This is a genomic window from Kitasatospora sp. NBC_00458 (genome assembly GCF_036013975.1).
Taxonomy (GTDB): Bacteria; Actinomycetota; Actinomycetes; order Streptomycetales; family Streptomycetaceae; genus Kitasatospora.
The window spans coordinates 7382062-7394946 of record NZ_CP107904.1; the positions used below are offsets into that span (position 1 = coordinate 7382062).

General features: G+C 75.0%; 12 protein-coding genes and 1 pseudogene. 10 read left to right on the forward strand and 3 right to left on the reverse strand.

Going from position 1 to position 12885, the window contains the following annotated elements; genetic code table 11:
- The first annotated feature begins 35 nt into the window (after positions 1–35).
- The 9 genes and pseudogenes from allB to OG550_RS30165 all read left to right on the forward strand — a co-directional run bounded on the left by allB (position 36) and on the right by OG550_RS30165 (position 10917).
- Positions 36–1502: an allantoinase AllB gene (gene allB, locus OG550_RS30125; protein ID WP_327682843.1), complete on the forward strand. Its 1467-nt coding sequence runs from the start codon at positions 36–38 to the stop codon at positions 1500–1502.
- A pseudogene (gene alc / locus OG550_RS30130) lies at positions 1499–2551 on the forward strand (allantoicase); the annotation flags it as partial. The gene allB and the pseudogene alc, both read left to right, overlap by 4 nt.
- A gap of 321 nt (positions 2552–2872) precedes the next feature.
- On the forward strand, positions 2873–4333 hold the full coding sequence (locus OG550_RS30135; RefSeq protein WP_327682845.1) for a catalase: 1461 nt from the start codon (positions 2873–2875) through the stop codon (positions 4331–4333).
- 366 nt (positions 4334–4699) lie between these two features.
- Positions 4700–5479, forward strand: a complete 780-nt coding sequence (locus OG550_RS30140) for an IclR family transcriptional regulator (protein ID WP_327682847.1) — start codon at positions 4700–4702, stop codon at positions 5477–5479.
- Positions 5480–5705: 226 nt separating this feature from the next.
- Positions 5706–6620, forward strand: coding sequence for a metal-dependent hydrolase (locus tag OG550_RS30145; protein ID WP_327682849.1), 915 nt, complete (start codon positions 5706–5708; stop codon positions 6618–6620).
- 126 nt (positions 6621–6746) lie between these two features.
- The gene (locus OG550_RS30150; protein ID WP_327682850.1) at positions 6747–7862 is read left to right on the forward strand and encodes a PDR/VanB family oxidoreductase; all 1116 of its coding nucleotides are present in this window, start codon (positions 6747–6749) and stop codon (positions 7860–7862) included.
- Between the two features lie 119 nt (positions 7863–7981).
- Positions 7982–8890 (forward strand): M24 family metallopeptidase, encoded by a 909-nt coding sequence (locus tag OG550_RS30155; RefSeq protein ID WP_327682852.1) that lies wholly within the window; start codon positions 7982–7984, stop codon positions 8888–8890.
- Positions 8887–10710: an SDR family oxidoreductase gene (locus OG550_RS30160; protein WP_327682855.1), complete on the forward strand. Its 1824-nt coding sequence runs from the start codon at positions 8887–8889 to the stop codon at positions 10708–10710. Before OG550_RS30155 ends, OG550_RS30160 begins: the two co-directional genes overlap by 4 nt.
- A 72-nt stretch (positions 10711–10782) precedes the next feature.
- Positions 10783–10917 (forward strand): hypothetical protein, encoded by a 135-nt coding sequence (locus OG550_RS30165; protein WP_327682857.1) that lies wholly within the window; start codon positions 10783–10785, stop codon positions 10915–10917.
- Between the two features lie 13 nt (positions 10918–10930).
- Here OG550_RS30165 and OG550_RS30170 read toward each other — a convergent pair whose 3' ends face one another.
- Together OG550_RS30170 and OG550_RS30175 are read right to left on the reverse strand one after the other, a co-directional pair.
- Positions 10931–11368: a PIN domain-containing protein gene (locus OG550_RS30170; RefSeq protein ID WP_327682859.1), complete on the reverse strand. Its 438-nt coding sequence runs from the start codon at positions 11366–11368 to the stop codon at positions 10931–10933.
- Entirely contained in the window at positions 11365–11643 is a 279-nt protein-coding gene (locus OG550_RS30175; RefSeq protein WP_327682861.1) for a ribbon-helix-helix protein, CopG family, read from the reverse strand. The genes OG550_RS30170 and OG550_RS30175 overlap by 4 nt, the downstream gene beginning before the upstream one ends.
- Before the next feature lie 145 nt (positions 11644–11788).
- Here OG550_RS30175 and OG550_RS30180 point away from each other — a divergent pair, with 145 nt between their 5' ends.
- A complete protein-coding gene (locus tag OG550_RS30180) occupies positions 11789–12412 on the forward strand; it encodes a LysE family translocator (RefSeq protein ID WP_327682863.1) in 624 nt (207 codons plus the stop codon).
- 41 nt (positions 12413–12453) lie between these two features.
- Here the strand turns inward: OG550_RS30180 and OG550_RS30185 are convergent, their stop codons facing one another.
- On the reverse strand, positions 12454–12747 hold the full coding sequence (locus OG550_RS30185) for a hypothetical protein (RefSeq protein ID WP_327682865.1): 294 nt from the start codon (positions 12745–12747) through the stop codon (positions 12454–12456).
- Positions 12748–12885 lie beyond the last annotated feature (138 nt).

Sequence of the window (12885 nt, forward strand, 5' to 3'; positions counted from 1 at the left end):
GTACCCCACCCCTCGACCAGGCTTCGGAGGTCCCCATGCCCAGCAGTGAGACCGTGGTGATCCGCTCCCTGCGGGTGGTCCTGCCGGACGGCGAGCGCCCCGCGGACGTGCTGGTCCGGGACGGGAGGATCCGGCGGATCGCCGCGCACGGCTCCCTGTCCGCCGGTGACGGCGCGCTCACCGACCTCGGCCGCACCGCCCTGCTCCCCGGCCTGGTCGACACCCACGTCCACGTCAACGAGCCCGGCCGCACCGAGTGGGAGGGCTTCGCCACCGCCACCCGGGCCGCCGCCGCCGGCGGCGTCACCACCGTCATCGACATGCCGCTCAACTCGGTGCCGCCCACCACCACCCCGGCCGGGCTGGAGATCAAGCGGAAGACCGCCAAGGGCCAGGCCTGGGTCGACCTCGGCTTCTGGGGCGGAGCCGTTCCCGGCAACCTCGCCGACCTCGAACCCCTGCACCGCGCAGGCGTGTTCGGCTTCAAGTCCTTCCTCGCGCCGAGCGGCGTCGACGAGTTCCCGCACGTCGGGCAGGCCGACCTGGAAGCCGCCCTGGCGGAGCAGGCCCGGCTGGGCGCGCTCGCCATCATCCACGCCGAGGACCCCGCCGTCCTGGCAGCCGCGCCCCAGCGGCCCGGCGTCCACTACCGGGACTTCCTCGCCTCCCGCCCCGAGGGCGCGGAGACCGCGGCCGTCGCCCGGCTGCTCGACACCGCCCGGCGCACCGGTGCCCGGGTGCACATCCTGCACGTCTCCTCGGCCGCGGTGCTGCCGCTGCTCCGGCAGGCGCGCGCGGACGGCGTCGAGGTCACCGCCGAGACCTGCCCGCACTACCTGACCCTCGCCGCCGAGCTGGTGCCCGACGGCGGCACCGCCTTCAAGTGCTGTCCGCCGATCCGGGACGAGGCCAACCGCGAGGCGCTCTGGGAGGCCCTGGCGGCGGGGGAGTTCGCCGCCGTCGTCTCCGACCACTCGCCGTCCACCCCCGACCTCAAGCTGCTGCCCGAACGCGGCGGCAGCGGGGACTTCGCGGCCGCCTGGGGCGGCATAGCCTCGCTCCAGCTGGGCCTGCCCGCGGTCTGGACCGAGGCCCGCCGGCGCGGCCACACCCTCGCCGACGTGGTCCGCTGGATGTCCGCCGGTCCGGCCGGGCTGGTCGGCCTCACCGGGACGAAGGGCGCCGTCGCGGTCGGCCACGACGCCGACCTGGTCGCCTTCGACCCCGACGGCGAGTTCGCCGTCCACGCCGCCGGACTGCACCACCGCAACCCGGTCACCCCGTACGCGGGCCGGACGCTCACCGGCGCCGTCCGCACCACCTGGCTGCGCGGCCGGGTGGTCGACGTGGCCGGGGAGCCCTTCGGCCGACAGCTCGCCCGCCCGCGGTCCGGCGGCGGCCTGCCCGCCCAGTCCCGGCCCGCCGGGCTCCGGCCCACCGAGCTCCACCCCGCCCAGCTCAGGCCCGCCCGTCCGACCACCGGCCCCGAGGAGTCGCAGTGACCACCACCCCCGCCCCGAGCGCCCCGTTCACCGAGCTGGTCGACCTGGCCTCGCGCCGGCTCGGCGCCGGCGTCGTCGCCACCAACGAGGACACCTTCGCCGACGCCGAGAACCTGCTGGTCGCCGCGCCCGCCGCGTTCCGGCCGCACACCTTCGGCCACAAGGGCCAGATCATGGACGGCTGGGAGTCCCGCCGCCGCCGGGGCGCGGGCGCCGAACAGCCGCACCCCACCGACGAGGACCACGACTGGGCGGTCGTCCGGCTCGGCGCCGCCGGGGTGGTCCGCGGACTCGTCATCGACACCGCGCACTTCACCGGCAACTACCCGGAGAGCGCCTCCGTGGAGGCCGCCTCGATACCGGGCCACCCCTCGCCCGCCGAGGTGGCGGCCGCCGCGTGGACGGAGCTCCTGCCGCGCACCGCGCTGCGGGGCGACACCGCCCACGAGTTCGAGGTGCACAGCGCCACCCGCTTCACCCACGTACGGCTCAACATCTTCCCGGACGGCGGCGTCGCCCGCCTCCGGGTCCACGGCGAGGTGCTGCCCGACCCGCGCGAGCTGGACGGCCTCACCTTCGACCTGGCGGCCCAGGAGTACGGCGGTGTCGCCGAGGCGGCCTCCGACCGCTACTTCTCCTCCCCGCACAACCTGAACGCTCCCGGCCGCGCCACCGTCATGGGCGAGGGCTGGGAGACCAGGCGTCGGCGCGACAAGGCCAACGACTGGGTACGGATCGCCCTGGCCGGGGGCGGCGAGGTCCTGGCCGCCGAGGTGGACACCACCCACTTCGTCGCCAACGCCCCCGGCTGGGCCGACCTGGTCGGCTACGACGCCTCCGCCGGCGGCGACCCCGCCGACGACCCGGACGGCTGGTTCGCGCTGCTGCCGCGCACCCGACTCCAGCCCGACACCCGGCACCGCTTCCGGCTGACCGCCGCGCGCCCGGTGACCCACGTGCGGATCAACGTGTACCCCGACGGCGGCCTGGCCCGCCTGCGCCTCACCGGCGGCCTCACCGAGTCCGGCCGGGCCGCCCTCGCGCTGCGCTGGTTCGACGCCCTCCCGGAAGCCGAGGCCGTCGCCGCGCTCACCGGGGCCGGCCTCACCGCCGCCGAGGCCGCCGCCCTCGCCGCGGCCCGCCCGCTGGCCGACCCGGCCGCCGCCCGCGCCGCCGTGGCCGCGCTCGGCCCGGCCGACGGCCCCGACGGCGAGCCCTCCTCCCGCCGCCGCTCGGCCGCCTGGCGCCTGCTCGGCGTCTGAGCCAGCGGCGCCCCGGAGGAATCCGGGGCGGCAGGGCCCCGGAGCGATCCGGCGCGGCGTCACATCCCCCTCCGTGCACCACCCTTACCGACACCAGAAGGACCCGTCATGCCCAAGACCCTGACCACGGAGTCCGGTGCCCCGGTCGCCGACAACCAGAACTCGGCCTCGGCCGGCGCCCACGGCCCGCTGCTGATCCAGGACCAGCAACTGCTGGAGAAGCTGGCCCGGTTCAACCGCGAGCGGATCCCGGAGCGCGTCGTGCACGCCCGCGGGTCCGGCGCGTACGGCTACTTCGAGGTCACCGACGAGGTCTCCTCGTACACCCGGGCCGCGTTCCTCGCCGGGGTCGGCAAGCGCACCGAGGTGTTCCTCCGCTTCTCCACCGTCGCGGGCAACCTCGGCTCCAACGACGCGGTCCGCGACCCGCGCGGCTTCGCGGTCAAGTTCTACACCGAGGAGGGGAACTACGACCTCGTCGGCAACAACACCCCGGTCTTCTTCATCAAGGACCCGCTGAAGTTCCCGGACTTCATCCACTCGCAGAAGCGCGACCCGTACACCGGTGTCCAGGAGGCCGACAACGTCTGGGACTTCTGGGCCCACTCGCCGGCCTCGACGCACCAGATCACCTGGCTCTTCGGCGACCGCGGCATCCCCGCGTCCTACCGCCACATGAACGGCTACGGCTCGCACACCTACCAGTGGGTCAACGGGCAGGGCGACGCCTACTGGGTGAAGTACCACTTCAAGACCAACCAGGGCGTCCGCTCGCTGGACGCCGGGCAGGCCGCCGAGGCGGTCGGCGGCGACGCCGACAGCCACCAGCGCGACCTCCACCAGGCCATCGAGCGCGGGGTGTTCCCGTCCTGGACCCTGTACGTGCAGCTGATGCCGGTCGCCGAGGCCGCCGACTACCGGTTCAACCCCTTCGACCTCACCAAGGTGTGGCCGCACGCCGACTACCCGCTGGTCAAGGTCGGCCGGCTGGTGCTCAACCGCAACCCCGAGAACGTCTTCGCCGAGGTCGAGCAGTCCGCGTTCTCGCCGAACAACTTCGTGCCCGGCATCGGCCCGTCCCCGGACAAGATGCTCCAGGGCCGCCTGTTCGCCTACGCCGACGCCCAGCGCTACCGGCTCGGCGTGAACCACACCCGGCTGCCGGTCAACGCGCCGCGCGCCACCGAGGCCGCCAACTACGGCCGGGACGGCCTGCACGCGCTCAACCCGGCCGGCCGCGCCAGGAACTACGAGCCCAACTCCCACGACGGCCCGGCCCAGACCGACGCCGCGCTCGCCGCGCCGACCGAGCTGAACGGCTGGACCGGCACCTACACCACCCCGGCCCACACCAAGGACGACGACTTCCACCAGGCCGGCGAGCTCTACCGGCTGATGTCCGGGGCGGAGAGGGCCAGGCTGATCGACAACCTGGCCGGCTTCCTCGCCCAGGTCTCCCGCGACGACGTCGTCGAGAGGAACCTCGCCCACTTCCACGCCGCCGACGAGGAGTACGGCGCCCGCCTGGAGGCGGCCGTCACCAGGCTCCGGGCCGGCGACGAGGGCTGAGGCCCGGACCACCCTCACCGGCCGCCGGGGCCCGCACCCCGGCGCCGCCCCCCGACCGGGCCGCCCCCTCCGGCAGTGAGGGGGCGGCCCGGTGCCCTTCCCCGGCCCGGCCCGCCTCTCCCCTCCCCGCCCCGGCGCACCGGCCGGGGCCCGACCGGACCGGCGGCCGCCCCCCGCTGACGGTCCGTCGGCACCCGACCCGGCGGGCAGGAGAGGCGCAGCGGCACCGGCGGGGCATATGCCCGTCAAGTACTTCACCGCACCTGCACGAAAATCCGCGGAGGGGAGGATGACTGCGTCCGGCGGTGGATAGGCTGGACACCACCCGCCGGTCACACCAGCGGGGGGACATCGGAAGGGGACGACATGTCGACACCAGCCCCCGGTCGCCACGCCGCGCCGGCCCAGGGCCTGCCCGGTCCGTTCACCTCCCTGCAGCACGCCCTCAGACTGCTGGAGGCGGTCGACCGGCACCCGGGCGGGGCGACCCTGGTCACGCTCGCCCGGGAGACCTCCCTCGGGCTGCCGACGGTCCGCCGGCTCGCCGAGATCCTGGAGATAGAGGGCTACCTCCAGTGCCAGGACGGCGGTTGGGTGCTCGGCGGCACCTTCGCGCTGCTCGGCCAGCAGAACCGGGAGCAGCTGGTCCGGGCCCGACTGGACCGCAAACTCGCCGAGCTGAGGGACGAGTTGGGCGCTGCGGTGTACTTCACCCGCTACCACGACGGCGAGTTGTCGGTGGAGGCGGTCTCGGCGGCCGACCACGCGCCCGCGGTGCAGGAGTGGGTGGACTTCCGGGCCACCGCGCACGCCAGCGCGATCGGCAAGTGCCTGCTCAGCCAGCTCGACCACGACGCCCGCCGGGACCACCTCGCCCGGCATCCGGTGGCCCGGCTGACCTCCCGGACGGTCACCGACGCCGACCAGCTGATGCACCGTCTGGAGCGTCAGCCGGCCACCGTTCCGGTGCTGGACATCCAGGAGTACGCGCTCGGCACGGTCTGCGCGGCGGTCCCGGTCACGGCCGGGAGCACGGTCGGCTGCCTGGCCACCTCGATGCCGGTGGACAACGTGCACCGGCTGAGGGCGGCCGCCGAACTGCTCGCCGTCCGGGCCGCGCCGCTGATGCTGGCCATGGCCGTCTGACACTCCGCACAGGCTCAACGGGACCCCGTCGCATCCGGCGGGGTCCCGGTGTTTCCCGGGGGCCGCCGGGCGGTCCCTCCCCGGGTGTTTCACCTGACCCGCCGCGGTGCACATCACTTATTAGACTCGATGTCGATAAGAGGCGTCGAACCCCTTGTGGCGCGCACTACCCGCGAGTACGTTTTGCCGAGTCGAGCCGCCACCCGCAGGTCAGGAGGGCCGTCCCATGCCCAGCCCCACCCCCGTCCCCGCCGTCGCCGCGCCGGCCGTCCGCGTGCACGAGAGCCTCGTCCTGGAGCCCCGCGAGGTCCGCTTCGACTGGGCCGGACTGCCCCTGCACTGGATCCCCGACGAGCCGATGGCCACCCACGTCATCAACGTCCTGCACCTCCTCCTCCCCGAGGGCGAGCGCTGGTTCGTCAAGGTGTTCAAGGAGGCGCTGCCGCTGATCCGGGACGAGCAGCTCCGGGACGAGGTGCTCGGCTTCATCGGCCAGGAGGCCATCCACGCCGAGGCCCACCAGGAGGTCCTCGACCACCTGCTCGGACAGGGCCTCGACCCCCGCCCGTACGTGCGGCAGATCTCCTGGCTGTTCCAGCGGGTCCTCGGCGACAAGCCCGGCCTGACGCCCGCCCGGCAGCGCGAGAACATCATCGAACGGGTCGCCTTCGTCGCGGCGATCGAGCACTTCACCGCGTTCCTCGGCGACTGGGCGCTCAACTCCCCGGGGCTGGACCGGGCCGAGGCCGACCCGACCATGCTCGACCTGCTGCGCTGGCACGGAGCCGAGGAGGTCGAGCACCGCAGCGTCGCCTTCGACCTGATGGTCCACCTCGACCCCGGCTACCTGCGGCGGATCCGCGGCATGGCGATCTCCGGACCGCTCCTCGTCCACCTCTGGGTGCGCGGCGCCCGCTTCCTGCTCGCCGCCGACCCGACCCTGGACGGCCGGCTCAAGCCCACCTGGCGCGAGGCGGGCCGGATCGCCAGGCGCGGCCTGCTGCCCGATCCCGGCCGGTCGATCCGCTCCGGCCTGCGCTACCTCCGGCCCGGCTACCACCCCACCCAGGAGGGCTCCTCCAGCCAGGCCCTGGGCTACCTCGCCACCTCCCCGGCCGCCCGCGCCGCCGCCGGCCGCTGACGGGACGGCGGCCACCCGCCGCCGGACGCCCGCCGCCCCGCCGCCCGCCCTCACCGGCCGCCCCGCCCTCACCGGCCCCAGCACCACCGCCGCCGCCAAGGACCCAAGGACCAAGGACCTCGCCGGATGGACCTGCGCACCCCGCCCCCCGACCTCTACGGCCGCCCGCGCGCCGACACCTTCTTCCGCTTCCTCACCGCCTTCGGCGACCGCTACAGCCCCGCGCTCGGCGGCCCGCTGCTCCGCCGGAGCCCCCGCCGCCCGTTCAGCCGCCCCACCCCGGCGCTACAACTGGTCGTCACCGCCCGGCGCCGGGCCGCGGCCGACGTCGTCGAACTCACCCTCGCCGACCCCTCCGGCGGCCCCCTCCCGCCCTGGCAGCCCGGCGCCCACCTGCGCCTCGCGCTGCCCTCCGGCCGCGAGCGCCACTACTCGCTCTGCGGCGACCCGGCCGACACCGCCGCCTACCGGATCGCGGTCCGCCGCCTGCCCGCGGGCGGCGGCGGCTCCGTCGAGATCCACGACACCCTCCACCCCGGCACCCGGCTGACCGCCCGCCGCCCCCGCAACGGCTTCGCCTTCTGCACGGAGCCGGCCGTCCTCCTGCTGGCCGGCGGCATCGGGATCACCCCGCTGCTCCCGATGGTCCACGAGGCCCGGCGGCACGGTCTGGACTGGCACCTCGTCCACACCGGACGCAGCGCCGGCACCCTCCCGTTCGCGGACGAGCTGCGCGCCCTCGACCCGCACCGGGTCCACCTGCGCACCGACGACGAACACGGCGGCCCGCCCACCGGCGCCGAGCTGCTCGCGCACGCCCCGCGCGGCGCGGCCGTCTACTGCTGCGGCCCGGCCCCGATGCTCGCCGCCGTCCAGCGGGCGCTCGACGGATCGCCCGCCGCCTCCCTCCACTTCGAACGGTTCGGCGCCGCCCCGATCACCGACGGCGAGCCGTTCGCCGTCCGCCTCGGCGCCGACGGCCCGGTCCTCGACGTCCCCGCCGACCGCTCCGCCCTGGACGTCCTCCGGGAGGCCCGCCCCGACCTGGCCTACTCCTGCCACCAGGGCTTCTGCGGCACCTGCGAGGTCCGGCTGCTGGCCGGTACCGCCGACCACCGCGACCGCCGCCTCACCGCCGAACAGCGGGCCGCCGGCGCCCTGCTGCCCTGCGTCTCCCGGGCCGCCGCGGGGGAGACCCTCGTGCTCGACGTCCCGGGCGCATCCGACCGGCCCCGCCCGTAGGCCCGGCCCCGCCCGTAGGCCCCGGCCGCGGACACCGCCCCGCAGGCAGACGCGGGCACCGTCCGCTGGCCGCAGCCCCCAGCCCGTCGCCCGCCGATCCCCCAGAAGGAGCCTCCGCCGTGCCGCGCACCCCCGCCTTCCCCTACACCGAGCACGACCTCGCCCGCTTCCGGGAGACCCAGCAGCTCGCCTACCACTGCGCCGAGGAGGTGGCCGCCTGGATCGAACCCGGCGTCACCGAACGGCAGGCGACCGCCGAGCTGCGCCGCCGGCTGGTCGCCGCCGGGGTGCAGGACTTCTTCCACGTCCCGTTCGCGTGGTTCGGCGACCGGACGGCGTTCCGGCACTTCCGCACCCCGCTGCAGTTCTTCGCCGGCAACCGCCGCCTGACGGAGGGCATGCCGTACGTGCTGGACTGCGCGCCCGTCGTCGACGGCTACACCGCCGACATCGGCTACGGCGGCAAGGTCGGCGAGAACCGCGTCTGGGACCGCCTCGCCGCCGACCTCCAGGTCTACCGCGAGCTGATCCTCGCCGAGGTCCGCGCCCGCAAGCCGCTCGCCGACGTGTACGCGGCGGTCGACGCGCAGATCGAGGCGCACGGCTACGACAACCGCCACCGCGTCTACCCGGGCCGGGTGATCGGCCACCAGGTCACCCGGACGACCTCCCGCGGCCCGGCCGGGGTGAACGTCCTCGGCTTCGGAGTGCGTACACTCCAGACGCTCGGCCGCGAGCTGATCAGCGAGCGCCTGCACGGCCGTTCCCCGCTCTGGGCGGACGGCCGCTCCTCCCGGCACGCTCCCACCCCGGGCCTCTGGGCGGTGGAGCCGCACATCGGCTTCCGGGAGGTCGGGATCAAGTTCGAGGAGCTGCTGGTGGTCACCGAGGACGACGCGTACTGGCTCGACGACGACCTGCCGCACGTCCGCCGCTGGACGGCGTCCGCCGCCGCGTCCGCCGCCGTCACGGAAACCGCCGTCACGGACACCGCCGCCGCCACGACCGCCCAGGAGGCGACCCGATGACGACCAGCCGCGACACCGGCCGCACCGGGCCCACGACCGGACGCACCGGCCCCCCGGCCCCCCGGACGCCGCACCGCGCCGCCGTCCGCCGCCGGACCGTCCACTCCGGCGGCCTGCCCCTCGCCGTCTTCGAGGAGGGCGACCCGGACGCCCCCACCGTCCTGCTGGTGCACGGCTACCCGGACACCCACGTGGTCTGGGACGACGTCGCCGCCGACCTCGCCCGCGACCACCACGTGGTCCGCTACGACGTCCGCGGCGCCGGGGCCTCCGGCGTCCCCGCCGGCCGCGAGGGCTACCGCCTGGAGCAGCTGGCCGCCGACCTGTTCGCCGTCGCGGACGCGGTCAGCCCCGACCGCCCGGTGCACGTGGTCGCCCACGACTGGGGCTCGCTGCAGTCCTGGGAGGCCGTCACCACCCCCGGCGCCGAGGCGCGGCTCGCCTCCTACACCACCATGTCCGGGCCCTGCCTCGACCACATGGGGTACTGGCTGCGCGACCGGTTCCGCCGCCCCACCCCTCGCCACCTGAAGCAACTGCTCGCCCAGGGCGCCCACTCCTGGTACATCACCGCCTTCCACCTGCCGTTCCTCGCCCCGGGCGTCTGGCGGCTCGGCCTGGCCCGCGCCTGGCCGCGGGTGCTGCGCGACCTGGAGGCCGTCACCCCGCGCCCCGGCCACCCGCAGCCCACGCTGCGCCGGGACGCGGTGCGCGGCATCGAGCTGTACCGGGCCAACATGCGGCCCACGCTGCGCAATCCGCGCGAGCGGCCCACCGAGGTGCCGGTCCAGCTGATCACCCTCACCCAGGACCACTACGTCGGCACCTACCTCTCCGAGGGGCTGGAGCGCTGGGTGCCGAGGCTGACCCGCCGGACCCTGCGCGCCACCCACTGGTCCGCACTGCTGGAGAAGGGAACCTCCGTGGCCCGGATGGTCCGTGAGCACGTCGCCCGCACCGAGGCCGGCCGGACCGGCGACGAGGCCGCCGCCGGAACCGCCGACACCACCGGGGACGGCCGGCTGGTCGTCGTCACCGGCGGCGGCAGCGGCATCGGCCGGGCCACCGCGCTCGCCTTCGCCGAGGACGGCGCCCGGGTGGTGGTCTGCGACCTCGACCTCGACGCGGCCCGCCGCACCGCCGAACTCGCCGCCCTGATCGGCCCGCCCGCCCACGCCTACCGGGTCGACGTGAGCGACGGCGCGGCCGTCGACGCGTTCGCCCAGCAGGTCGCGGCCGAGCACGGGGTGCCGGACGTGGTCGTCAACAACGCGGGCATCGGCCACTCGGGGACGTTCCTCCAGACCACCGAGAAGGAGTGGCAGCGCGTCCTGGACGTCAACCTCTGGGGCGTCATCCACGGCTGCCGTGCGTTCGGCACCCTGATGGCCGACCGCGGCGAGGGCGGCCACATCGTCAACCTGGCCTCCGCCGCCGCCTACCTGCCGTCCAAGGCGCTCACCGCCTACGCCACCAGCAAGGCCGCGGTCTTCATGCTCTCCGACTGCCTGCGCGCGGAGCTGGCCGGCCAGGGCATCGGCGTCTCCACGATCTGCCCCGGCATCGTCAACACCAACATCACCCGCACCTCCACCTTCTCCGCGACCACCGCCGACCAGCAGGCCGCCAAGCAGGCCCGCGCCGCCAGGCTCTACGCCCGCCGGGGCTTCCCGCCCGAGAAGGTCGCCGCCGCCATCCTGCACGCCGTACGCACCGGGAAGCCGGTCGTCCCCGTCACCCCGGAGGCCAAGGCCGCCCGCTTCCTCTCCCGCCTCTCCCCGGGCCTGCTCCGCCTGGCCGCCCGCCTCAACGTGACCTGAGGCCGCGCCTCGTGACACCGTGCACGAGGAACGTCGACGCCGCAGCAGGCACTCGGACCCCGGAGGTCCACCGTGACCCGCACCGCGACGGACGCCGAGGACGAGCCGCCGGCCGAGGCCGCGCCCCGGAAGCGTCGGTCCTTCCTCGACCGGCTCGCCGAAGGGCGACTTCCGGACCTGACCGGGCCGGCGGACGACAGCGGGTGAGCGCCCTCCGACCTCACAGGTCGTAGGGCAGGATGCGGAACGCCTTGTGCGTGCTCAGCGGCCGGACGGTGCGGAAGTCGCGTTGGTCGAGCGTCAGTACGGCATCGGTGCGGAACTCCGCCGCCAGCGCGACGTTGACGGCATCGGCGAGGTCGAGACCGAGGCCTCGGTACCGGGCCCGGAGCGCCTGTGCGACGTCCAGCGTGTCGGCGGTGATCTCAGGCAGTACCGCACGCCCGGACCGGACCCGGCGGCGCACGTCGTCCATCGCGGCCATCGCCGCCTCCGGTCCGAGGATCCTCCGGGCCAGATGGTCGAGTTCGCCGAGCAGCACGGGTGACACGACGAGGAGGCCGGCGCCGTCCAGTACCTCGCGTGCGGCGGCGCCGGCCGGATGCGTGCTGTCCAGCGCCGCCAGCAGGCCCGACGTGTCGGCGACTACGACGATCACGCGGCGCCCCGCGTGCTTCCGCCGTCGCCGTCGGCGCGCTTGGTCCGCTCGTACGCCGCGGCCTTGTCGGCCCAGACGTCCTCCGGGCCCGCCTCGCCCGTGGGTGTGTGGACGGCGCTGAAGAACGGCTCGGTCCAGGTCCGCTTGGACATCGCAGCCAGGTGGATGGCCTCACGGATTATCTCCGCCTCCGCCCTCCCCTCACGAGCCGCGGCCTCCTTGATCACTGCGAGGTCCTCGGATTCGACGTAGACCGTGGTGCGCTTGAGTGACATATGCGTATGGTACTGCACGCATATGTCACGAGGCCTGCGGTCCAGGCAGCAGGCGCCCGGCGTTCGGACGCGCGCCCGCCCGCCGCCGGGGCCCGCCGGAAAATGGTCCGGGTGCGGGGCGGGGCGGCCCGTACGATCACGGTCCATGGAGATGAGCACCGCCCTCTGGTCCTTCGCCTTCGTCGTGGGGCTGCTGACCCTCACGCCCGGGCTCGACACCGCGCTGATCCTGCGCACGTCCGCGCTGGGGCACCGGCGCCAGGCGTGGGGGGTGGTCCTGGGCATCCAGACCGGGACGCTGCTCTGGGGGACGCTCACCTCGGCGGGCGTCACGGCGCTGCTCACCGCCTCGCAGCTGGCGTACGAGATCCTGCGGTGGGCGGGCGCCGCGTACCTGGTGTGGATGGGGATCGGGATGCTCCGGAGCAAGGGCGGTGACGCCGAGCCGGAGGAGGCGCAGCCGTCCGGCGGCGGGCTGGCGCACGGCTGGCGGCGCGGCACGCTCACCAACCTGCTCAACCCCAAGGTCGGCGTCTTCTACGTGGCGGTGCTGCCGCAGTTCATCCCGGCGGGGGCGCCGCACTTCGCCGCCGGGGTGGCGCTGACCTGCGTGCACGTGGTGGAGGGGCTGCTCTGGTCGGCGGTCCTGGTGGGCTTCGCCCAGGTGGTGCGCGGGTGGCTGCGCAGGCCGGCGGCGCGCCGGGCGATGGACCGGGTGACCGGTCTGGTGGTGGTGGGCTTCGGGGTGCGGCTGGCGGTCTCGGAGTAGCGACGCCGGACCGTTCGCCGTCCGATGGACAGTTCGGCGGTTCAGCCGGTCAGGCGGCTCAGGCCCTCGCGCAGTTCGTCGGCGTCCATGCAGACGTGCACGTCGACGCTGGCGTTGAACTCCAGCCAGAACGGCTCGCAGAGGGACGGCAGCGAGGCCTCGTCGGCGATGTCGACGACGACGATCTGGCAGCGCCGGCCGTTGCGGGCGAAGGCGTAGACGGCCTGGGGCTTGAGGTCGGCGATGATCCGGCCGAGCCTCTCGGCGGCGGCGCCGTCCCTGATGACCTCATTGGCCGTCGCGGTGTCGAGTTCGATCTCCAGCAGGGCACGCATGGCGGTGCTCCTTCCCCGGGCTCGGGGTGAGTCCTCCCCTCCAGGCTCCCGCCGCGGCGGCGACCACGCAACGTCACCCGCCCGGCGGCGCCGGATGGCAGGCCGAGGGGGCGGGGGCTGCACTGGGATCGCCACCCC